Annotated in this window: 21 protein-coding genes; 8 read left to right on the top strand and 13 right to left on the bottom strand. The window is 73.8% G+C overall.

Annotated features, from left to right (window positions below):
• Positions 1 to 64: 64 nt before the first annotated feature.
• Both BS73_RS21745 and BS73_RS21740 read right to left on the bottom strand, forming a co-directional pair.
• The gene (locus BS73_RS21745) at positions 65 to 619 is read right to left on the bottom strand and encodes a NuoB/complex I 20 kDa subunit family protein (protein ID WP_037574973.1); all 555 of its coding nucleotides are present in this window, start codon (positions 617 to 619) and stop codon (positions 65 to 67) included.
• Between the two features lie 49 nt (positions 620 to 668).
• Positions 669 to 1,028, bottom strand: coding sequence for an NADH-quinone oxidoreductase subunit A (locus BS73_RS21740; protein ID WP_037574971.1), 360 nt, complete (start codon positions 1,026 to 1,028; stop codon positions 669 to 671).
• 430 nt (positions 1,029 to 1,458) lie between these two features.
• Here BS73_RS21740 and BS73_RS21735 point away from each other — a divergent pair, with 430 nt between their 5' ends.
• Complete coding sequence (locus BS73_RS21735; protein ID WP_051940245.1) at positions 1,459 to 2,799, top strand: Ig-like domain-containing protein; 1,341 nt, start codon at positions 1,459 to 1,461, stop codon at positions 2,797 to 2,799.
• 31 nt (positions 2,800 to 2,830) lie between these two features.
• Here the strand turns inward: BS73_RS21735 and BS73_RS21730 are convergent, their stop codons facing one another.
• Positions 2,831 to 4,099, bottom strand: a complete 1,269-nt coding sequence (locus BS73_RS21730) for a geranylgeranyl reductase family protein (protein ID WP_037580571.1) — start codon at positions 4,097 to 4,099, stop codon at positions 2,831 to 2,833.
• Positions 4,100 to 4,238: 139 nt separating this feature from the next.
• Positions 4,239 to 5,441, bottom strand: a complete 1,203-nt coding sequence (locus tag BS73_RS40435; protein ID WP_051940240.1) for a helix-turn-helix domain-containing protein — start codon at positions 5,439 to 5,441, stop codon at positions 4,239 to 4,241.
• 258 nt (positions 5,442 to 5,699) lie between these two features.
• Here BS73_RS40435 and BS73_RS21720 point away from each other — a divergent pair, with 258 nt between their 5' ends.
• Complete coding sequence (locus tag BS73_RS21720; RefSeq protein WP_037574968.1) at positions 5,700 to 6,662, top strand: esterase/lipase family protein; 963 nt, start codon at positions 5,700 to 5,702, stop codon at positions 6,660 to 6,662.
• A 204-nt stretch (positions 6,663 to 6,866) separates the two neighbouring features.
• Here BS73_RS21720 and BS73_RS21715 read toward each other — a convergent pair whose 3' ends face one another.
• The 5 genes from BS73_RS21715 to BS73_RS21695 form a co-directional block, all read right to left on the bottom strand.
• A complete protein-coding gene (locus BS73_RS21715) occupies positions 6,867 to 7,562 on the bottom strand; it encodes a demethylmenaquinone methyltransferase (protein ID WP_037574966.1) in 696 nt (231 codons plus the stop codon).
• A 12-nt stretch (positions 7,563 to 7,574) separates the two neighbouring features.
• The gene (locus BS73_RS21710; protein ID WP_037574964.1) at positions 7,575 to 8,051 is read right to left on the bottom strand and encodes a hypothetical protein; all 477 of its coding nucleotides are present in this window, start codon (positions 8,049 to 8,051) and stop codon (positions 7,575 to 7,577) included.
• A 122-nt stretch (positions 8,052 to 8,173) separates the two neighbouring features.
• A complete protein-coding gene (locus BS73_RS21705; protein WP_037574962.1) occupies positions 8,174 to 8,620 on the bottom strand; it encodes an imidazolonepropionase-like domain-containing protein in 447 nt (148 codons plus the stop codon).
• A gap of 35 nt (positions 8,621 to 8,655) precedes the next feature.
• Positions 8,656 to 9,849, bottom strand: coding sequence for a cyclic dehypoxanthinyl futalosine synthase (gene mqnC / locus BS73_RS21700; protein WP_037580569.1), 1,194 nt, complete (start codon positions 9,847 to 9,849; stop codon positions 8,656 to 8,658).
• A 169-nt stretch (positions 9,850 to 10,018) separates the two neighbouring features.
• Entirely contained in the window at positions 10,019 to 10,897 is an 879-nt protein-coding gene (locus BS73_RS21695) for a menaquinone biosynthetic enzyme MqnA/MqnD family protein (protein WP_051940238.1), read from the bottom strand.
• 368 nt (positions 10,898 to 11,265) lie between these two features.
• On the opposite strand from BS73_RS21695, the gene BS73_RS21690 reads away from it, so the two are divergent.
• Positions 11,266 to 11,469 (top strand): cold-shock protein, encoded by a 204-nt coding sequence (locus tag BS73_RS21690; protein WP_037574960.1) that lies wholly within the window; start codon positions 11,266 to 11,268, stop codon positions 11,467 to 11,469.
• 72 nt (positions 11,470 to 11,541) lie between these two features.
• On the opposite strand, the gene BS73_RS21685 is transcribed toward BS73_RS21690, so the two are convergent.
• Together BS73_RS21685 and BS73_RS21680 are read right to left on the bottom strand one after the other, a co-directional pair.
• Positions 11,542 to 14,859, bottom strand: a complete 3,318-nt coding sequence (locus BS73_RS21685) for a sacsin N-terminal ATP-binding-like domain-containing protein (RefSeq protein WP_037574958.1) — start codon at positions 14,857 to 14,859, stop codon at positions 11,542 to 11,544.
• 112 nt (positions 14,860 to 14,971) lie between these two features.
• On the bottom strand, positions 14,972 to 15,871 hold the full coding sequence (locus BS73_RS21680; protein WP_407675039.1) for a DUF3027 domain-containing protein: 900 nt from the start codon (positions 15,869 to 15,871) through the stop codon (positions 14,972 to 14,974).
• 222 nt (positions 15,872 to 16,093) lie between these two features.
• Between BS73_RS21680 and BS73_RS21675 the strand changes: the two genes are divergently transcribed.
• Genes BS73_RS21675 through BS73_RS21660 form a run of 4 tightly spaced genes read left to right on the top strand, consistent with a single transcriptional unit; the run spans position 16,094 to position 19,710 of the window.
• Positions 16,094 to 17,527: an MFS transporter gene (locus BS73_RS21675; RefSeq protein WP_063837042.1), complete on the top strand. Its 1,434-nt coding sequence runs from the start codon at positions 16,094 to 16,096 to the stop codon at positions 17,525 to 17,527.
• Between the two features lie 43 nt (positions 17,528 to 17,570).
• The gene (locus BS73_RS34920) at positions 17,571 to 18,104 is read left to right on the top strand and encodes a hypothetical protein (RefSeq protein WP_051940236.1); all 534 of its coding nucleotides are present in this window, start codon (positions 17,571 to 17,573) and stop codon (positions 18,102 to 18,104) included.
• A gap of 7 nt (positions 18,105 to 18,111) precedes the next feature.
• Positions 18,112 to 18,837: a futalosine hydrolase gene (locus BS73_RS21665; RefSeq protein ID WP_037574954.1), complete on the top strand. Its 726-nt coding sequence runs from the start codon at positions 18,112 to 18,114 to the stop codon at positions 18,835 to 18,837.
• 12 nt (positions 18,838 to 18,849) lie between these two features.
• The gene (locus BS73_RS21660) at positions 18,850 to 19,710 is read left to right on the top strand and encodes a 1,4-dihydroxy-6-naphthoate synthase (RefSeq protein ID WP_037574952.1); all 861 of its coding nucleotides are present in this window, start codon (positions 18,850 to 18,852) and stop codon (positions 19,708 to 19,710) included.
• A gap of 52 nt (positions 19,711 to 19,762) precedes the next feature.
• Here the strand turns inward: BS73_RS21660 and BS73_RS40755 are convergent, their stop codons facing one another.
• Positions 19,763 to 20,146: a cold-shock protein gene (locus BS73_RS40755; protein ID WP_037574950.1), complete on the bottom strand. Its 384-nt coding sequence runs from the start codon at positions 20,144 to 20,146 to the stop codon at positions 19,763 to 19,765.
• Between the two features lie 170 nt (positions 20,147 to 20,316).
• Here BS73_RS40755 and BS73_RS21650 point away from each other — a divergent pair, with 170 nt between their 5' ends.
• Complete coding sequence (locus BS73_RS21650) at positions 20,317 to 20,565, top strand: hypothetical protein (RefSeq protein WP_037574948.1); 249 nt, start codon at positions 20,317 to 20,319, stop codon at positions 20,563 to 20,565.
• 7 nt (positions 20,566 to 20,572) lie between these two features.
• Here BS73_RS21650 and BS73_RS21645 read toward each other — a convergent pair whose 3' ends face one another.
• A complete protein-coding gene (locus BS73_RS21645) occupies positions 20,573 to 21,217 on the bottom strand; it encodes an HAD family hydrolase (protein WP_037574946.1) in 645 nt (214 codons plus the stop codon).
• Positions 21,218 to 21,237 lie beyond the last annotated feature (20 nt).

The following is a 21,237-nucleotide window of genomic DNA, read 5'->3' as shown; positions in this document are numbered from 1 at the left end:
AGCCACCTGCTCCCCGCACCCGCCGACGTATCCGCAGTTGCCGCCCGTGCCGCGATTCGCATCCTCACCGCAGCAGCCCCCGCTGGTCGATCGTCGGCGTGGCCGCCAGCGCCTCGCGCTCCAGCTCCTCGTCCGCGCGCGCCCGGTTCACGCCGAGCTTCGTCTGCTGGATCTGCTGGTGGAGCTTGAGGATCGCGTCCATCAGCATCTCCGGCCGCGGGGGGCAGCCCGGCAGATAGATGTCGACCGGGATGATGTGGTCGACGCCCTGCACGATCGCGTAGTTGTTGAACATCCCGCCCGAACTGGCGCAGACGCCCATGGAGATGACCCACTTCGGGTTCGCCATCTGGTCGTAGACCTGGCGGACCACGGGCGCCATCTTCTGGCTCACCCGGCCCGCCACGATCATCAGATCGGCCTGCCGCGGAGAGCCGCGGAACACCTCCATGCCGAACCGGGCCAGGTCGTAGCGCCCGGCCCCGGTGGTCATCATCTCGATCGCGCAGCAGGCCAGCCCGAAGGTGGCCGGGAAGAGCGAACTCTTCCGGACCCACCCGGCGGCCTGTTCCACGGTGGTGAGCAGAAAGCCGCTGGGCAGCTTCTCCTCAATGCCCATTGCCCGTCACTCCCTCGTGTCGGTCCGTCGCCGCGTCGCGCAGCCGTCGTCAGTCCCACTCCAGGCCGCCGCGCCGCCACACGTACGCGTAGGCGACGAAGACCGTGAGGATGAAGAGCACCATCTCGACCAGGCCGAAGATCCCCAGCGAGTCGAAGCTGACCGCCCACGGGTAGAGGAAGACGATCTCGATGTCGAAGACGATGAAGAGCATCGCCGTCAGGTAGTACTTGATCGGGAAGCGTCCGCCCCCCTCCGGCTGCGGGGTCGGCTCGATCCCGCACTCGTACGCGTCGAGCTTCGCCCGGTTGTAGCGCTTGGGTCCGGTGAGCGAGGCCATCACGATGGAGCCGACCGCGAACGCTGCTGCGATCGCGCCCAGCACCAGGATGGGTGCGTAGACGTTCATCCCGATTCCCGTCCCTTGTGAGGCAGTTCACAATCCCTGGAACGGCGCCATGCTACGCCCGCCGACCTGTGATCTGCGACACGGCGGTTCCCCTCAGCATTGTGATCTAGGCCACCTGACGCTGAGTCAACCGGTCGATCCGGACAAGCATGGTGCACTGATCGCGTGCACTCGTTCACAAGCAGTTGCACATGCGACCCCGGCGTCCCCCAACAGGCCGTCTGACTAGCACTTATGAGCATCCATCACAAGTTTGGACACCGAGCATCTCTCGTGATAATGCGCAGACTGATCGTCGGAGTGAGTCGCGCGTACGGGAGTTGACGCCGGCCCCGGCTACTCCGCGTGCCCCTGTGTCAGTGCTGTGCGCTTTACTACACCCGCCGCCCAAGATCAGGTCGGCAACTCACCGCATCGAGACAGGAGTTCCATGCGCAGTAAGCAGATCTCTCTTGCCGCCGCGATAGCCGTCGCGGCCGGGATCGCTTCCACGGTCGCCCTCCCCGCCGCCCAGGCCGGCGCGGCGACCACGGCAGTCGCGCTGCCGATCGCGCACTACTCGCACCTCCTGGTGGACCCGGTCCACCGGCACCTCTTCGTCAGCGGCGGCTCGGGCAGCACCGACATCCTGGTCACCGACTACACCGGCCAGACCGTGGCCACCATCCCGAACGAGACCGACGCGAACGGCCTCGCCCTCTCCGCCGACGGCGGCACCGTCTACGCCGGCCTCGGCGGCACCGACGCGGTCTCCGCGATCAGCACCGCCGACCTCACCGAGACCGCCCGCTACGCCACCGGCGCCGGCTACGACCCGGAGTCCGTGGCGGTCAGCGGCGGCAAGGTCTGGTTCTCCTACAACGGCTCGGCGGCCGGCAGCGGCGGCATCGGCTCCATCGACCCGGCGGCCGGCCCGGCTGCCGTGACCCTCAGGGCCACCGGCGACTCCTGGTACGACGCCCCGCTGCTGGCCGGCGGCCCGAACGGCGAACTGGTCGCCGGCTGGTCCGGCGTCAGCCCCGCCTCGCTGGCCAGCTACGACGTCTCCGGCGCCACGGTGCGGGTGCTGAAGCCGCAGACCCAGCTGGACACCCCGGACGTCAGCAGCAACCTCCGCGACCTGGCGATCACCCCGGACGGCAAGGACGTGATCACCGCCTGCGGGGCGCCCTACGCCCACCAGGCGTGGAAAGTCGCCGACCTCAGCGCGGACGGCCAGTACACCGACGCCACCTACCCGGACGCGGTGGCGATCGCCGCCGACGGCACGGTCTACGGCGGCTCCGACGACTACTACGGCGACTCGGTCTACGTCTTCGCCCCCGGCGGCTACAGCTCGGCGGTCCGCTCGTACCCGCTGCAGCTCGACACCGACCTGGCCCCGGCCGGCCTGGCGGTCACCCCGGACAACACCGAGCTGTTCGGCGTCACCACCGACGTCTACGGGAACAACCCGACCCTCCACGTGGTCTCCGACCCGGCGCAGACGGCGTCGAGCGTCAACCTCTTCCCCCCGGCGACGGCCAAGCCCAAGCGCGCCCTCACCATCACCGGGTCCCTCGGCGGCCCCAGCCCGTACACCGGCGGCCAGACCCTCACGGTCACCCGGGACGGCGTGGCCCTCCCCGCCGTCACCACGGCCGCGGACGGCAGCTTCAGCCTCACCGACACGCCCCCGGACACCGGCACCGTCAGCTACCAGGTGTCCTACGCCGGCGACGAGCACCTGGCCGCGGCGCAGTCGACGGCGACGGTGACCGTCCAGCACTGACCGCCGCGCCCACCCCGTCGTCCCGCGGGCGCTACGCCCGCGGGGCGACCTTGGCCAGGCCGTTGATGATGCGGTCCATCGCGTCCCCGCCCTGCGGGTCGGTCAGGTTCGCCAGCATCTTGAGGACGAACCTCATCAGATACGGGTGGGTGAGCCCCCGCTCGGTCGCCAGCCGCATCACCCGCGGGTTGCCGATCAGCTTCACGAACCCGCGGCCCAGCGAGTAGTAGCCGCCGTAGGTCTCCTTCAGCACCTGCGGGTACGCCTCGAGGGCCCGCTCCCGGCCGACCTCCGAGCGCCGCGCCATCGCCTGCACCACGACGCCCGCCGCGATCTGCCCGGACTCCATCGCGTACGCGATGCCCTCCCCGTTGAACGGGTTGACCATCCCGCCCGCGTCGCCGACCAGCATCAGCCCGCGGGTGTAGTGCGGCTTCCGGTTGAAGGCCATCGGCAGGGCCGCGCCCCGGATCGGCTCGGTCATGTTCTCCGGGGTGTACCCCCACTCCTCCGGCATCCCCGCGCACCACACCTTCAGCAGCTCGCGGTAGTCGATGTCGCCGAAGGCCTTGGTGGTGTTGAGCAGTCCGAGGCCGACGTTGGAGGTCCCGTCGCCCATCCCGAAGATCCAGCCGTAGCCGGGCAGCAGCTTCGGCTCGCTCCCCCGCCGGTCCCACAGCTCCAGCCAGGACTCCAGGTAGTCGTCCCGGTCCCGCGGGGAGTTGAAGTACGTCCGGTAGGCGACGCCCATCGGCCGCGACTCGTCCCGGTGGAGGCCCATGGAGAGGGAGAGCCGGGTCGAGTTGCCGTCCGCCGCGATCACCAGCGGCGCCCGGAAGGACACCGGCCGCTTGTCCTCGCCCAGCTTGGCGGTGACCCCGGTGATCCGGCCCGAACGCTCGTCCAGCACCGGGCCGTTGACGTTGCACAGCTCGACCAGCCGGGCGCCGGCCTTCTCCGCCTGGCGGGCCAGCAGCTGGTCGAAGTCGGCGCGCTTCCGCACCAGGCCGTAGTCCGGGTAGGCCGCCAGGTCCGGCCAGTCCAGCTCCAGCCGCACGCCCCCGCCGACGATCCGCAGGCCGCGGTTGCGCAGCCAGCCGGCCTCCTCGGAGATGTCGATCCCCATGTCCACCAGCTGCTTGACCGCGCGCGGGGTGAGGCCGTCGCCGCAGACCTTCTCCCGGGGGAAGCTGCTCTTCTCCAGCAGCAGCACGTTGAGCCCGGAACGGGCCAGGTGGTACGCGGTGGTCGAGCCGGCAGGACCGGCGCCCACCACGATCACATCGGCCTCGGCTTCCACCGGGACCGTACCGTTCTCCGCACTGGCCGCTGCGGTCTGCGTCACCTGGGGCTCCTGCTCTCGCTCTGCTCGGACCGGCCGTTCCTCCCCCACGCCTCAGCGGTGCCGGGGCACCCCCGTGGGCGGCGGGTGGCCGAGGTCAGTCTACGGACCGCCCCCGAACCGCCCGGACAGCCCCGCCGCGCAGCTCCGCGCGCAGGGCGACCTCCAGTTCGAAACGGGCGTCCGGGTCCTCCAGTTCCGCGCCGAAGAGCCCGCGCGCCTGCCGCAGCCGCTGCCTCGCGGTCTGCGGATGGATGCCCAGCCGGGCCGCCACCGCGGGCGCCCCGCCGCCACCGCACTGCAACCAGGCCAGCAGCGTGGCGGACAGCCGCTGCCGCTGCTTGGCGGTGAGCCCGCGCAGCGGGGCCAGCCGACGCTCCGTCATCACCCGCACCAGGGCAGGATCGGCCAGCATCAGCAGCTCCGGCAGCCGGCCTCCGCAGTCCACCGGCTCGGCCCGGAGCAGCCCGCGCTCCCGCAGGCGGGCGCGGAGCGCCCTGGCCCAGCGCAGCGAGTCCCCGGCGTCCGCCAGCGGGACGTCGGGGCCGATCACCGCCCCGCGTCCGCGCAGCGCGCTCCGCACCTGCCGTCCGCGGAGGAACAGCGCCGGATCCGGTACCAGCAGGCAGCGTTCGACGCCGTCCAGGTCGGCCAGCACCGCGACCGGCAGCGCCGGCCAGCTCCGCAGGTCCTCGCCCTCCCCGGGACCGCCGAGGGCGACGCAGGCCACCCGCTCCGGCAGCGGCCAGTCCACCGCCGTCGCGGCCTCCTCGACGGCGGCCCGGGGCGCCCGGGCGAGCAGCAGCTCCAGCAGCCGGTGCCGGCGCCGGCCCAGCGTCCCCGCCTCGTCCGCCTGGGCCAGGGCGTACCCCTGCACGGAGTGGGCGGCGATCCCGTCGATGTGGGCGAAGACCGCCTCGGCCAGCCGTACCAGCTGCTCGGTGTCCGCCCCGAGGTCGCGGGCCAGCTCCGCGTACCGCCGCCAGGCCACCCGGGCGCCCAGCCGGTACGCCGCCTGCAGCGCGTCCAGGCTGCGGCCCTCCACCAACTGGGCGCGCCCCAGGGCCCGGTAGACCCGCATCCCGCCGGCCTGCTGGACGGGGGCGCCCTCGACCAGGTCGGCGAACTCGGCCAGTGCGGTCTCCACCCCGCTCTGCAGAGCGGCGCCGAATTTCCCGGCCAGCGGGCGGGAGAATTCCGGGACCTGGGAGCGGATCTCCCGAATGACTTCGCCCGCGATCGAGCTCTGCGCCTTTCTCAGCTCCGGCCCCAGCGCGCGGGGCAATTCGGGTATCTCCATGGCGGCCGGCCTCCCGGGGATCAGCACCGGAGTATGAGCCTGGGTTACCGACGGGTCAACACTTCTGACGGCAGGTCAGCCACAGCTCATCCGGGTGACAGGAACACGACTCCCGGTTCGGCCGAACGCGCGCATCCGCGCACACACTTCAGGGAATCCCGGCCCTGCGCATTGCCGCCGCACCCGCCGCCCCCTAACGTCCGGGCCCAGTCGATTGCCCGACTTCCCCCCACTTCCCCCACCCGGGAGGCAAAGGCCATGGCACGAAGGACAGTTCGACGAGCGATCAGAATCCCGCTCGCGGCGGCGGTCGCGGTCGCGATGGGCGCCCTCAGCCAGCTTCCCGCCCACGCCGACACCGCGGCGAGCTCCTACCCGGTGGACTACGACTTCGCGACGGGCGCGCTGGTGGGGTTCCTCACCCCGGACACCCCGCCGCCGGGCGCGAACGACTGGGGCTGCAAGCCCAGCGCCGCCCACCCCGAGCCGGTCGTCCTGGTGAACGGCACCTTCGCCAACATGCACGACAACTGGGGCGCGGCGGCACCGCTGCTGGCGAACCACGGGTACTGCGTCTTCGCCTTCGACTACGGCAGCCCGTTCGCCGGCTCCCCGATCACCGCCACCGGGGACATCGCCGCCAGTGCCGGCGAACTCGCCGCCTTCACCGACCAGGTGCTCTCCGCGACCGGCGCGAGCAAGGTCGATCTGGTCGGCCACTCCCAGGGCGGGATGATGCCCCGCTACTACCTCAAGAACCTGGGCGGCGCGGCGAAGGTCGACAAGCTGGTCGGCCTGGCTCCCAGCAACAACGGCACCACGCTGGACGGGATCACGGCGCTGGCCTCGCAGTGGGGCCTGCTGGAGCCGGCCAACCGGTTCCTCGTCCAGGCCTGCGCGGCCTGCGTCCAGCAGGAGGCCGGCTCGCCGTTCCTGACCGGCCTCAACGCGGGCGGGGAGACGGTGCCCGGCGTCGACTACACCGTCATCGCCACCAAGGACGACGAGGTCGTCACCCCCTACACCAACGCCTTCCTCCCCGCGGCCCCGAACGTCCACGACATCACCGTCCAGAACCAGTGCGGCCTCGACGGGAGCGACCACCTGGAGATCGCCGCCGACCCCATCGCGATGGCAGACGTCCTCAACGCGCTGGACCCCGCCCACCCCGTCCCCGTCCCCTGCGAGGTGGTCCTCCCGGTCACCGGGCCCCTGGGCTGACCCCAGCCCCGCGCCCCGGAGGCAGCGCCGCAGGCGCACCTCGGGGGCGCGGCCAGCCCCGCGTCCCGGAGGCAGCGCCGCAGGCGCACCTCAGGGGCGCGGGGAACTGCGCGCCCAGCCGACCACGGCGCCGCACCCGGCAGCGGATGGGGGCCCGGGGCGCCGGCCCCGGGAAACGGCGAAAGGGCGGGGCCGGGGCGAGAACTACTCGGGGCGGAACCCCCGGTGGAGAGCGACCACGCCGCCGGTCAGATTGCGCCAGGCGACGTCCCGCCAGCCGGCCCCCTGCAGCAGCGAAGCCAGCTCCGCCTGCCCCGGCCACTCCCGGATCGACTCGGCGAGGTACACATAGGCGTCCGGATTGGACGACACCCGGGTGGCGATCCCCGGCAGCGCCCGCATCAGGTACTCGGAGTACACCGTCCGGAACGGCCCCCACACCGGCTGCGAGAACTCGCAGATGACGACGCGCCCGCCCGGCCGGGTGACCCGCAGCATCTCCTCCAGCGCCCGCTCCGTCCCGGACACGTTCCGCAGCCCGAAGGAGATGGTCACCGCGTCGAACACCCCGTCCGCGAACGGCAGCCGGGTCGCGTCCCCCGCGGTCAGCGCCAGCTGCGGATGCCGCCGCTTCCCCTCCCGCAGCATCCCCAGCGAGAAGTCGCACGGCACCACCGTCGCCCCCGCCGCCAGGAACGGCAGCGAGGAGGTCCCGGTCCCGGCCGCCAGGTCCAGCACCCGGTCGCCGGGCCTGGCGTCCACCGCGCGGGCGACCGCCCGCCGCCAGTACCGCGTCTGTCCCAGCGCCAGCACATCATTGGTCAGGTCGTACTTGGCCGCCACGCCGTCGAACATCTCGGCGACTTCACGCGGCTGCTTGTCCAGGGAGGCTCGGGTCACGCCCCCCATTGTTCACCTGCGGCGCCTGCGTCCGGGGCGCGCCCCCGCCGCGCGCAGCGCGCGTCGCAGCTGACGCACCCTCAGCAGGGCGAAGACCGCGACCAGCGCGCCCACCGGCCCCAGCACCCGGGCCAGCGACACCCCCGCCGCCTGCGGGTACTGCTGCCCGCAGGGCCGGGCCGCGGTCGGGTCCCCGGACGAGACCTCCAGGCACACCGGGTCGCCCACCCCGGCCCCGGAGGGCAGCGCGAGGTTCGCCGCCTCCTCCCGGCGGCCGTGCACGGTGTAGTCGACCTGGTTGTAGGTGGCGACGCCGGTGGGGATGCGGACCACCGTTCCCTCGACCCGGATCGGCGCCCGGTCGATGCTGTGCGCCTGGGCCACCTGCCAGGCGCCGAAACAGCCGGTCCCGAGCGCGACGGCGGCGCTGAGCACCGCGAGGACGTACCAGCGCAGCCGGGACGCGGCGGACGATCGCGTATGCGGCATGACAGTCATCGCTGAAGCTGAAGCTGAAGCAGACATGGGGGTTGAGCCGCCCGGTGAGGGGCGGAGGGTAGCCGGGGGACGGGCGGGAGGGGCCGCCCGCTGAGTCAGCGAGATGCTAGAGGTCAGCGTCTCCTGTGCACAAGCTTCCCGCCCACGACCGTGGCCACGCACCCGCCGCCGGCGTCGAGGACGACGAGGTCCGCCCGCTCGCCGACGGCCAGCCGCGGCTCCCGCGGCCCGTCCAGCACCGGTACGCCGCTGCGCCGCGCGGCCGCCCGCAGCTCGTCCCCGCCGGGCTCGCCCGCCAGTTCGGCGCCCAGCAGCGCCGTCGCGCCGAGCCGCAGCGCCGCGTAGACCCGCTCGCGCGGGCTGGGCGCGTCCGGCAGCGGCCCGGTCCACAGCCGCCCGGCGGCCAGCCGGGCGCCGGCCGGCCACTCGCGCACCCGGGCGCCGGGGTTGCCGGCTTGCAGCTCGGCGGCCGTCCCGAGCGCGGCGATCCGCCCGCCCTCGACGAGGACGGCGGACTCCGGCTCCCCGGAACTCCCCGCCACCGTATGCAAGGTGAGCATCAGTCAGCTCGTCAGGTCGTCAGGTCGTCGGCTCGTCAGCTCGTGGCGACGATCTGCAGCTCGGGGTGGGCGGTCCCGCCCTCGATCGCCGTGGAGGCGATGTGCGAGCTCACCCGGGTGTCCACCGGGTCGTTCGCCGGGTCCTCGTGCACCGCCAGGTGCTCGTAGGTGGTCGCCCGCTGCGCCGGCACCCGTCCCGCCGCGCGGATCAGGTGGATCAGCTCCAGCAGGTTGGAGCGGTGCTTGGCGCCGGCCGAGGAGACCACGTTCTCCTCCAGCATCACCGAGCCCAGGTCGTCCGCGCCGTAGTGGAGCGACAGCTGGCCGATCTCCTTGCCGACGGTCAGCCAGGAACCCTGGATGTGCGCCACGTTGTCCAGGAACAGCCGGGCGATGGCGATCATCCGCAGGTACTCGAAGAGGGTGGCCTGCGTCTGCCCCTTCAGATGGTTGTTCTCCGGCTGGTAGGTGTACGGGATGAAGGCGCGGAAGCCGCCGGTCCGGTCCTGCACCTCGCGGATCATCCGCAGGTGCTCGATCCGCTCGGCGTTGGTCTCGCCGGTGCCCATCAGCATGGTGGAGGTGGACTCGACGCCCAGGTTGTGGGCGGTCTCCATGATCTCCAGCCAGCGCTCGCCGGACTCCTTGAGCGGGGCGATGGCGTTGCGCGCCCGGGCGGGCAGCAGCTCGGCCCCGGCGCCGGCGAACGAGTCGAGCCCGGCGGCGTGGATCCGCCGGATCGCCTCCTCGATGGTCACTCCCGAGACCTTCGCCATGTGCTCGACCTCGGAGGCCCCCAGCGAGTGGATCACCAGCTGCGGGTACGCGGCCTTGATGGCCGAGAAGGCCCGCTCGTAGTACTCGACGCCGTAGTCCGGGTGGTGGCCGCCCTGGAACATGATCTGCGTCCCGCCGAGCTCCACCGTCTCGCCGCAGCGGCGCAGGATCTCGTCCAGATCCCGCGACCAGCCCTTCTCGCTCTTCGGCGGGGCGTAGAACGCGCAGAACTTGCACGCCGTCACGCAGACGTTCGTGTAGTTGATGTTCCGCTCGATGATGTAGGTGGCGATGTGCTCGGTCCCCGCGTACCGGCGCCGGCGCGCGGCGTCCGCCGCCCGCCCCAGCGAGTGGAGCGGCGCGTTGCGGTACAGGTCGAGCGCCTGCTCGGGGGAGAGCCTGCCACCGGCGAATGCGATATCCAGAGCTTCGGCGGTCTCGGCGTTCACCACGGCGATCGATCCCTTCTCCTGCACTGCGTCGGACGTGTCGAATCGACCGAGCCAGCCTACGCCAGCCGGTCCGCCGGTCTCGGGCAGGCCGCCGCCCGGCCCGGGGGCGGGCACCGGCCCGCCGCCGGGCGCGGACTGCGGCATCGCGGCCGGTGACCCGGCCGCCGCCTCAGCCGGGGAGGAGGGAGATCTCCAGCTCGGGGGCGAAGCCCGAGTCCGCGGCCACCCGGCGGGCGAACTCGCGGATGCCGGCGAGCTGCCGGTCGCCGAAGGAGAAGTCCAGGGCCTTGGTGTAGTAGCGGCGGAAGGTCTCCTCGTCGAAGGCCTCCCAGCGGGCGGCCTGCTCGCAGACCTTGTCCACCTCGGCCATGGAGAGGTCCCGGGACTCCAGGAAGGCCCGGTGCACCTCCCGCACCGCGTGCGGGTTGGCGGCCAGGTACTCCTTGCGGGCGGCCCAGACCGCGAAGACGAACGGCAGCCCGGTCCACTCCTTCCACATCTCACCCAGGTCGTGGACCTGCAGGCCCAACTCGGGCGCCTGGTGGAGGGAGGCGCGCAGCGCGGCGTCGCCGATCACCACCGCGGCGTCCGCCTCCTGCATCATCACCGGCAGGTCGGGCGGGCAGGTGAAGTACTCGGGGTGGACCCCCTCGCGCTCCTCCAGCAGCAGCTGGGCCAGCCGGACGGAGGTCCGCGAGGTGGAGCCGAGGGCGACCCGCCGCCCGTCCAGCTCGTTCAACGGCAGCTGGCTGACGATCAGGCAGGACATCACCGGCCCGTCGCTGCCCACCGCGATGTCCGGCAGCACGACCAGGTCGTCGGCGTGCTTCAGGTACTCCAGGCAGGAGATCGGGCCGATGTCCAGGTCCCCGTCGGCCAGCAGGTCGTTCAGCCGGTCCGGAGTGTCCTTGGTGAGGTCCAGGTCGAGCAGGCTGCCGGTGCGCGCCAGACCCCAGTAGATGGGCAGGCAGTTGAGGAACTGGATGTGCCCGACCCGGGGGCGCTTCCCCGGTGTATGCGGGACGTGAGCTTCGTGAGAAATGTCCACCCCCGCAGGCTAGCCCCAGCCCCCGGCACGGCCCCTGCGCACCCCCGGCACGACTCCGGTTCGACCCGGGTTCAGGCCGGGTTCAGCGCCGGTACGACTCCGGCACGGCCCCCTCACCGCCCCGACACGCCGGAGCGCTTTTCCTGATCCAGTCCCTGGTCGTCCGGGGGTCCGCGTGCTACGGTTGACCGCAGTTGCAGTTTGATTTCCCTTGCAGTACGTGGAGCCTGCGGAGCATGTGACCGCGGGCTTCTCTTGGTTTTCAGAGCTTTTGTTTCAGAAGGACTGAAGGCGGCGGGGCGATCAGCGCAGCGGACCCAGGGCGCCGCGAAGTGCGGTGTCCATTCGTCCCTCGCAAGGAGAACGGTATGGCGACCGGAACCGTCAAGTGGTTCAACGCCGAGAAGGGCTTCGGCTTCATCGCCCAGGACGGCGGCGGCCCCGACGTCTTCGTCCACTACTCCGCCATCAATGCGAACGGGTTCCGTTCGCTGGAGGAGAACCAGACCGTCGAGTTCGACGTGACCCAGGGCCCCAAGGGCCCGCAGGCGGAGAACGTCACCGCCGTCTGATTCCTCACCTCCACTGAGTGATCACCCCAAGGGGGCCCGCCGGACTCGTCCGGCGGGCCCCCTGCCTTCTCCTCACCCCTCGAAATCCCGTTCGGCGACCAACTCCTCGGACCGCCCCGGGTCGCCGATCGCGGTGAGCAGCTCGAAGCGGCGGACCCACTGGCCGGAGGCCCAGGCCAGCCCGGCCGCGAGCCCCTCCGGGGTGGCGGCGTGCAGCTCCTCGCCGTCCCACCGCCAGTCCACCGGGGCCTCCCCGCCGTCCACCCCCACGACCAGCAGCTCCTCGTGCTCCTCGTACTCCCCGGGGCAGTTCTCCGGCAGCAGCGCGCGGACCGCGGGCGGCACCGGCCGGCGGTCGCCCTCGGTCAGCACCCGCCCGCCGGCCACCTCGCTGGCCAGCGGCACCCGCAGCCGCTCGGCCAGCGCCCCGGCCAGTACGGGGGCGACCGGCAGCACCGGCACCCCGTCCAGCAGCTGCATCAGGTCCGGGGCGTCCGCGATCACCGCGAGCTCGGCGTCCACCACGGCGGTGCCCTCGGCCCGCCGCGGCTCGCCGTCCCCGGCGGCCGGCAGCGCCCGCACCTGGGCCGGCTCCCCGCCGATCGCCATCGCGTCCACCTGCGCCAGCGCCGAGTACAGGCCGTGCAGCTGCCGGTGGGTGACGACGCTCTGCGGGTCGGCCAGCCGCTCCAGCAGCTCGTCCGCGCCGAACGGCTCGGCCAGCAGCGCGGCCAGCGAGGTGCGCACCCCGAGGGCGTGGAGGAACTCCTCGTCCAGCGGGGTGCCGGCCTCCTCGTAGAGGCCGCGCAGCAGCGGGTCGGAGCCGGCCGCGCGCAGGCCCGCGGGGCGCCGCCCGTCCAGCACCGGGTGGTCCCGCAGCCACCAGGCGGTGTACGGCCGGACGCTGGTGCTCCCGCCGTCCGGCAGCCGCAGCACCACCGGCTCGGTCACCGCGTACCGCAGCGGCGGGACGGCCAGCATGGCCAGCGCCTCAGGCCAGGCCTCCTCGGCCACCAGGTCGAGGTCGCGCACGGCCGCCAGCTCGACGGCGACCGGCGGCACCTCGACCCCCTCCGGCCCGCCCGCGCCGCCGAGGCCGTCGCCCCGCGCCTCCAGGGTGTCCAGCACCTCCTCGGCCCACTCGGCGAGGCCGTCCGGGGACTCGTCGATCAGCCCGGTGGGCTCGCCGCCGGCGGCCCGGTCCGGCTCGGCGGTCGGGTCGAGACGCTCCAGGTCGTCCGGGTCCAGGACCGCCTCGGCGGCCCGCACCAGCACCGGCGCGGCGGCGACGCCCGCGGCGGCCAGCACCTCGCCGCCCCAGCGCTCCACCCACTCCTCGCCGACGAAAGCGGCGTCCTCCTCGTCCACCACCGCGCCCCACGGGCTGTCCGGCAGCACCAGTTCACCGGCCGGGGCCGGCTCGCCTTCCTCGTCCGAGAGCGCCAGCCGGGCCAGCCACGGGTACTCCCCGGGCCGCGCCCCGGCCGCGCGCACCACCCGGAGCACGGCGTCGGCCAGCTCCTCCGCCCGCTCCGGGTCGTCCTCGGCGATCTCCAGGCTGCGCTCCACGGCGGACCGCAGCTCGGGCGCGGCCAGCACCCCGGCGGGGACGGCCACCCCGGCGCCGAGGCGCTCCAGCAGCGGGTGGGCGGCCTCCGGGTGCACCACCCGCAGCCCCAGCCGGGCCAGATCGTCGGCGAGCGGGGTCTCGGCCGGATCGGCGCCCCACTCCGCCTCGGCGGCCGCTCCGGTCGCCGGGACCAGCACCCGCCGCGGCCCGGTCACGGTGCGCCCGTCGGCCAGCGGCACCGGGAGGGCGCCCAGCGGCTCCGGATCGGCCCCGGCCAGCGCCGCGTAGAGCAGCCGCCACCAGGAGGGCGGCCGGTCCAGACCGGAGAGCTGATCGACCACCTCGGCCAGCGGCAGCCGCCGTACGCCGAGGGTGCGCAGCTCCGGGCGGCGCTCCAGGCCGGCCGGCAGCATCCCCGGCAGCACGCTGGCCACCGCGGCCACCAGCTCCCGGTCCGCGCCCTGGAGGAGCACCGCCTCACCGGGCCGCAGCCCGATCGCCTCCGCGCCGTCCTCTTCGGGACCCTCGGGGCCCTCGGTGGGCCCGGCCGGCTCGGCGGCCGGCAGGAACGGCACCTCGGCGAGCCGCTCCAGCACCTGGGCGCGCAGCGCCCCGTCCAGCTCGCCCTTGCCCAGCGGGCCCGGCACCAGGTCGAGCGAGTCCACCCGCGGCCCGCGCTCCCGCACCAGCCTGGCGTACGCCTCGGCGGCCCTGGCCAGGACGAAGTCGGTCAGCGGCCCGCGGGCGACATGGCGCCGGGTGGAGTCCAGCGGCAGCGTCGCGATCAGCAGCGCGGGCAGTCCCAGCGGCTCGTCGCTCGGGGTGGGCGCATGCACCACGGGGGGCGTGCGGGGATTGCGCGGGCGCCCTGCCTCGTCCACCGGGACCGCCCAGGTCACCGACCACCAGGGGCGCAGCCGCTCCTCCACCGGCCGGTCCGCGAGCAGTCCGGACTCCAGCGAGCCGGAGTCGGCGACCACCTGCCAGCGGCTGCGGGTCGGCTCACCGTCCCCGACCTGCTCGGCGACCGCCACCTCGGTCGGCCCCTCGCCCTCGGGCCCCGCGGACTCCCGGCGCAGCACCCGCACCGGCCCGTCGTCGATCTCGACGACCACCTCGTCCAGCTGAGGCAGCGTCAGCAGCAGGGCGTCGTCTACCTCCTGGAGCAGCCGGCGGGCCAGGTCGCCGGCGGCGCCGTCGCGCAGCGGCAGCACCACCACGGTGTCGTAGCCGTCCGGCGGGGTGCCGCCGGCCGGCAGCGGCAGCCGCAGCAGCGGCACATGGCCGTCCCGGCGGCGCACCTCGTCCAGCAGCGTCCGGTCGCCCAGTCCCTCGATCGCGGCCCGGGCCTCGCCCATCGACCAGCGCACCCCGCCCGAGGTGCTGAGCACCGCCGGCTCGTCGCTCACCGCGAGGACGGCGGAGAAGCCGACGCCGAACCGGCCGACCGTGCCCTCGTCCCCGGCCCGCTTGGCCGAGGCCCGCAGCGTGGACAGCGACTCGACGCCGGAACCGTCCAGCGGGGCACCCGAGTTGGCCGCGGCCAGCACCCCGTCCCGGAGGGTCAGCCGCAGCCGGCCGGGGCGTCCGGCGCGGGCCGCCGCGTCCGCCGCGTTCTGGGCCAGCTCGACCACCAGGCGGTCCCGGTAGCCGCCGAGGGCCAGCTCCTCCTCGGCGTTCGCATCCTCCCGGAAGCGCGCCGGCGAGGCGGCCCAGGCCGCCAGGACTCGGTGCCGCAAGGCCCCCGTGTCGAAGACGTCCTCGGCCTCACCGACCGCGCCTACGGCGTTCTCCGGGCTTCCGACGATCCGCGGTTCCACTCGACTCGGCCTCCTGCTCGGACCCCTATGGTCCCGCGCATTCTTCCGTGTCCGCGACAGATCCCGTCACACCGCCCCGAACGCGGCGGCGCCTAGCGCCTTGCCGAAGGCCTCAGGAGTGGCCCAGCTCCTCCGGCGGGGCGCCCGCCTCGACCGAGCCGCCGCCGTTTCCGCCGCCCCGCAGCGCCATCGGATCCACCCGCAGCTCGTCCAGGATCGGCTCGGCGGGCTGCGGGGCCGTCGGCATCACCGCCGCCTCCGAGTGCCCGCCGCAGCCGAAGCCCAGCGACACGACCCGCCCGTCCGCCGGGCTGTACTCGTTGGCGCACACCCCGAAGGCCTGCCCCAGCACACCGCCCACCGGCATCAGGAAGCCGCAGCTGGAGCAGGAGGCCGGCGCGGCCTGCGCCATCGGGCTGTGCGGCCCGTGCTCCTTCTCCCAGCGGTCGGCGGCCAGATGCAGCCCGTACCGGGAGAGCACCCGGGGGCGTCCGAGCCCGAGCTCCGAGGCGACGTCCGCGACCGTGCCGCGGGCGCTCTCGCTGAGCTCCAGCTCCTCGGGGACGAACGCCTCGGCGCTGGTCTCCTCGGTGGCCGCGGCGGAACCGGCCGCGGGCGCCGGCCGCCCCTCGTCGCTCCCGGTCCAGCCCGGTTCCAGACGGGGGTCGTCGGCCGGGGTGGGCAGCAGGTCGCCGGGGCCGAGGTCGCCCGGGAGCAGCCGCTCGCTCCACGGCACCCACTGCGGGGCGATCAGCGCGTCCGCCCCGGGCAGCAGGACGATCTCGTCCACGGTGACGTTCTTGGCGCGGGAGGCGCGGGCCACCGTGACCGCCCAGCGCCAGCCGCGGTAGGCGAGCTCGGCGCAGGCGAAGTAGTGGGTGACGACGCGGTCGCCGTCCACCTCCAGGCCCTGGTGCTCGCCCACCGAGTCGGCCCCGGCCGACTCCACCGCGGCCCTGCGGGCCAGCTCTACGGCTTCGGCACACAGCCGGTCAGGGGTACGGCTTCGCATCGCAGGACTCACAGGATCGATTCTCTCCCAATCCAAGTCTTCAGACACCGGTGTCAGGGGCGCCGCTGCCGCGCGGCCGTACGGCGCTCGGCCCGGGACTCGTACACCATTCTGCGGGACGTTCCGAGCGCCTCCAACCACCCCGGTACCTGACGAACGCTATCGTCCCGCCGTTGGCCCGGACAGTACCCGGCATCCGCGCCGCTCCGGCAGGATGGCAGTGTGGCGGACGAGGACCGTACTCCGAACCGCCCGGACGCCCCGCCACCCGAGGGCGCGGCAAGGGGCTTCCGGGAGGGTGCCAGGCGCGCCGTCGCGGCCGCGGCGGTGGGCACCGGCAAGGCCGCGGGGGCGACCGGGCGCCGGATCAGAAAGGCCACCTCGGCCGGGGGAGCCGGCGAGTCCGGACTCGCCCATCTGATCGAACTCCACGCGGTGAACTCGGCCGGCGACATGCTGATCACCGTCGCCCTCGCCTCCACCATCTTCTTCTCCGTGCCCACCGGCCAGGCCCGCGACCGGGTGGCCCTCTACCTGCTGGTGACGATGGCGCCGTTCGTCCTGCTGGCCCCGGTGATCGGCCCGCTGCTGGACCGGCTGCCGTCCGGTCGGCGGGCCGCGATGGCCACCGCCATGCTGGCCCGGGCGATGCTCGCCTGGACGATGGCCGGCTCGATCCGCACCGGTGGCCTGGAACTCTATCCGGAGGCGCTGGGCGTCCTGGTCTCCTCCAAGGCGTACGGGGTGGTGCGCAGCGTGGTCGTGCCCCGGCTTCGCCCCGAGGGGGTGACGCTGGTCAAGGCGAACTCACGGGTGACACTGGCCGGGCTGATCGCCACCGCCCTGGCCGGCGGACTGGGCGGGGCGCTGCACTTCATCGGGCCGGACTGGCCGCTGCGCGCCGCCTTCCTGGTCTTCGTGGCCGGCGCCGTCCTCTCCTTCTCCCTCCCCCACCAGGTGGACAGCCCCGACCTCCGCGCCGAGCAGCCGTCCGGGCCGCGTCCGCCGCGCGAGCCGCTCCTCGCCCGCCTCCGCCGCAGCTGGCGGGAGGCCGGCCCGGCGGTGCGGCTGGCGGTCCGGGCGGAGGGCTCGCTGCGTGCCCTCTCCGGCTTCCTCACCTTCTTCTTCGCCTTCCTGCTGCGGGAGCACCCGGTCGGCGGGCTGCCCAGCGCGCTGGCCCTGGCGCTGGCCGCCGGGGCGCTGGGGGCGGGCAACATGGTGGGCACGGTGATCGGCTCCTGGCTGCGCAGCCGCGGGCCGGAGCTGACCGTCACCGCGATGCTGGCCGCCGCGGCGGCCGCGCTCACCGCCGCCACCCTCTGGTACCTGCCGCTCACCGTGGTGCTGGCGGCCGGCGTGGCCGGCATCGCCCAGTCGCTCGGCAAGGTCGCGCTGGACGCGCTGATCCAGCGGGACGTCCCGGAGCGGATCCGCACCTCCGCGTTCGCCCGTTCGGAGACCCTGATGCAACTCGGCTGGGTGCTCGGCGGCGGACTGGGCATCGTCCTGCCGCTGATCGGCCGCCTGGGCACCGGCACCGCGGCCGCGCTGCTGATCGCCTGCCTGCTGCTCACCCTCCGCAGCCTCCGCCGGATGCCGCGGCCGCCGCACCCCGCCCGGGGGACCGTGGGCCGGGCGGCGGAGGACACGGCCTGACCCGCCGTCCGACGGAACGATCTCTACAGGTAGCCTTCGGCTCATGAGCCTTAGCCGTCCTGCCATCGCCCTGGGGGCCCTCGTCGTCGTGGGCTGCGCCATCGCCGCGGGCACGTCCGCTGCCAACGCCTCCAGCATCACCAAGCCCCAGCCGCTGGCCACGGTCACCGTGGGCAAGGGCTTCAAGACCGCCGAGCCGACCTGCTACAACGACGGCAAGCCGCTGTCCGACGCGCAGGTCAAGCTCTGCCAGACGAAGGCCCTCTCCGCGGCCTCCCAGGGCAAGCTGCCGTCCATCAACGTCCGCAGCAACGACATGGTGTCGGTCGGCCTGGACGAGACCATGGCGGGCCACGGCTGGGACGCCTTCACCGACGGCGGCGACTCCTCCACCACGGGCTCCGGCCAGGCGGTCCTCTCCGGCTGGACCAGGTCGACCACCTTCTCCGGCCAGGTCCGCGCCACCCAGGTGATGTCCAGCTCGAAGGCCAAGACCCTGCTGACCGTCGTCTCGATGGACCAGGGCAACAAGGCCTACGGCGTCTGGTACTACGAGCTCGACAACAAGAGCCTCTGATCCCGCCGTGCGCCTGCTGGTCGTGACCGCGGTCCCGGTCGAGGCGGACGCGGTGCTCAGGGGCGTCCCCGGGGCCGAGGAGGACGCCGCACCGGTCGAGGTTCCGCTGCCCGGCGGACGCACCCTCCGCCGCCGCTGGCCGGTCGACGTGCTGGCCGCGGGCGTGGGCCCGGCCGCCGCCGCGGCGGCCACCGCCACCGCGCTGGCCGTCGGCGGCGACGGGTACGCGCTGGCCGTCTCCTCCGGCATCGCCGGCGGCTTCGCGCCGCGGGCCGCGATGGGGGCGGCCGTGGTCGCGGACGGCATCGTCGCCGCGGACCTGGGCGCGGAGGCCCCGGAGGCTCCCGGGGGCTTCGCCGACGTCGCCGCGCTCGGCTTCGGCCGGATCCGGCATGAGACCGCGCATGTGGCGCTCATCACCGGCGCGCTGCGGGCCGCCGGGCTGCCGGTCAGCGCCGGCCCGGTGCTCACCGTCTCGACCACCACCGGCACCGCCGCCCGCGCCGCCGAGCTGACCGGTCGTCACCCGGAGGCGGTGGCCGAGGCCATGGAGGGCTTCGGGGTGGCCGAGGCGGCGGCCCCCTTCGGCATCCCCGTCCAGGAGCTGCGTACGGTGTCCAATGCGGTGGGTCCGCGGGACCGGTCGTCCTGGGTGATCGGCGACGCGCTCGCCGCGCTGGAGCGCGTCTACGCCGCGCTGCCGTACCCCGCGCTACTGCACCCGAAGGCCTGAAGGAGCGTCCCCATGGCACCGCTGACCATCGCCTACTCGCCCTGCCCCAACGACACCTTCGTCTTCCACGCCTGGGCGAACGGCCTGGTCGACGGGGAGCCGGCGCCGCGGGTGACCTTCGCCGACATCGACCTCACCAACGGGATGGCCGAGCGCGGGGAGCTGGACGTCCTCAAGCTCTCCTACGCCCAACTCCCTTGGGTGCTGGGCGAGTACGCGCTGCTGCCGTCCGGCGGGGCGCTGGGCCGGGGCTGCGGGCCGCTGGTGCTGGTCGGGCCGGACGCGCCGGAGGACCCGGCGGCGCTGGCGGGCAAGACCGTCGCGGTGCCGAGCGAGCGGTCCACCGCGTACCTCCTCTTCCGCCTCTGGGCGGCGAAGGCGGTGCCGGGAGGGCTCGGCGAGATCGTCGTCCTGCCCTTCCGGGACATCATGCCGGCGGTGCGGGACGGCAAGGTCGACGCCGGACTGGTGATCCACGAGGCGCGGTTCACCTACCAGCAGTTCGGCATCCGCAAGCTGGCGGACATGGGCGAGGCGTGGGAGGCGGACACCGGCCTCCCCATCCCGCTCGGCGCGATCATCGCCCGCCGCTCGCTCGGCGCGGAGCGCCTGGGGCTGCTGGCCGGCACGATCCGCGCCTCCGTCGAGTACGCGTGGGCCGACCCCGCCGCGTCCCGGGACTACGTCCTCACCCACGCCGAGGAGATGGACCCCGCGGTCGCCGACCAGCACATCGCCCTCTACGTCAACGAGTTCACCCGCGACCTCGGCCCCGCGGGCTACGAGGCGGTCTCCGCGTTCCTCAGCCGGGCCGCCGCGCAGGGGCTGGTCCCCGAGCTGCCGGCCGACGCACTGGCCTTCCCGGGGCGCTAGCCCGGCGATCCGCGCCCCTCGGGTCGCTCGCGACCTGCGGGGCGCCCGGGCCTCAGACGTCCAGTTGGTCCGCGACCGCCCGCAGCATCTGCGCGATCTGCTTGCCGGACTGCTTCTCGGGGTAGCGGCCCCGCTGCAGCCCCGGCAGCACCCGCTCCAGAAGCGTCGTCAGATCCTGCACGATCGGAGCGAGTTCGTCCGGCCGCTTCCGCATCGCCGCCGCCACCGACGGCACCGGATCGAGGAGGACGACCGAGAGTGCCTGGTCCCCCCGATGCCCGGCGACCACGCCGAACTCCACCCGCTGCCCCGGCTTGAGGGTGTCCACACCGGCGGGAAGCGCCTTGGAGTGGACGAAGACGTCCCCTCCGTCATCGCGGGAGAGGAATCCGAACCCCTTGTCCGCGTTGAACCACTTGACCTTGCCGGTAGGCAAAGCACACACCCGCTTTCCGACACAGAAGCTCCGACCCGCGCCCAACCTACCGTGTCATACCCAGCGCGCCCAGGGATTAACGATCTCCCGGCATCCCGGCCGACCAGGTACGGAGCCCTCCGTTCCGGCCCTCTCGGCGGCCTCTCGCCGGCACCGCCTACCCTGTTCCTGTGAGCACCAGCGACAACACCGCCCGCGCCGGCGACGCCCTCGTGCGGACCGGCGGGATCGTCTTCATCGTCGGGGCCCTGGCGACCATCGCCACCGTCGCCCCGCTCTTCCTCGGCATGAGCCGGCTGCCGACCCCCGCCTACGCCGCCTGCATGCTGATGCCGCTCGGCTTCCTGGTGGCGCTGCTCGGCATGGTCCGCGCGGCGATGAGCCAGCGCCGGGCGGCCTCGACCGCCGCCGACGCCTGACGTCCGCTCAGCCCGACGCCCGCCCGGCGTACCCCGCCAGCCAGGCCGGGAATCCGGTGAGGTCGGGCAGCGAGACGTCCGCGCCCTCCGCCGTCAGCTCGGCCGCCGTGTACGGCCCGGTGGCCACGCCCACCCCGACCGCGCCCGCCGTGCGCGCCGCGACCAGGTCGCCGAGGTGGTCCCCGACGTAGACGGCGGCGCCCTCGGTGATCAGGATCTCGCCCTTCCCCTCGGCGAAGACGTCGCCGAAGACCTCCGAGACGGCGTCCGCCATCCCCGCGCTCTTCAGGCAGAGGACCGCGTTCGGCGTGTGCTTCCCGGTGACCACCAGCGCCCGGCCGCCCAACTCCCGCACCGCCGCCAGCGATTCCACGGCTCCGGGCAGCGGGTCGCAGCCGTCCACGCCGTGCACCGCGTACAGCTGCCGGTAGCGGTCGGAGACCTCCTGCACCCGCTCGGGCGGGAACCAGTGGGCCATCTCCCGCTCGACGGGCGGCCCGAGCCGGCTGATCACCAGCTCACTGTCGATCGGCACCCCGAACTCCTCCGCGACCAGGTCGTAGGTGTACTTGATGCCCGGCCGGGAGTCGATCAGCGTCATGTCCAGGTCGAAGCCGACGGTCAGCGGCGCCTGGGTGTTCGGGTCTGCCATGGGCCCCAGGGTACGTGGGG

The sequence above is a fragment of the Phaeacidiphilus oryzae TH49 genome, from assembly GCF_000744815.1.
Taxonomy (GTDB): Bacteria; Actinomycetota; Actinomycetes; order Streptomycetales; family Streptomycetaceae; genus Phaeacidiphilus; species Phaeacidiphilus oryzae.
The sequence above is the reverse complement of the archived record's forward strand: the minus strand, read 5'-3'. Positions and strand labels throughout refer to the sequence as shown.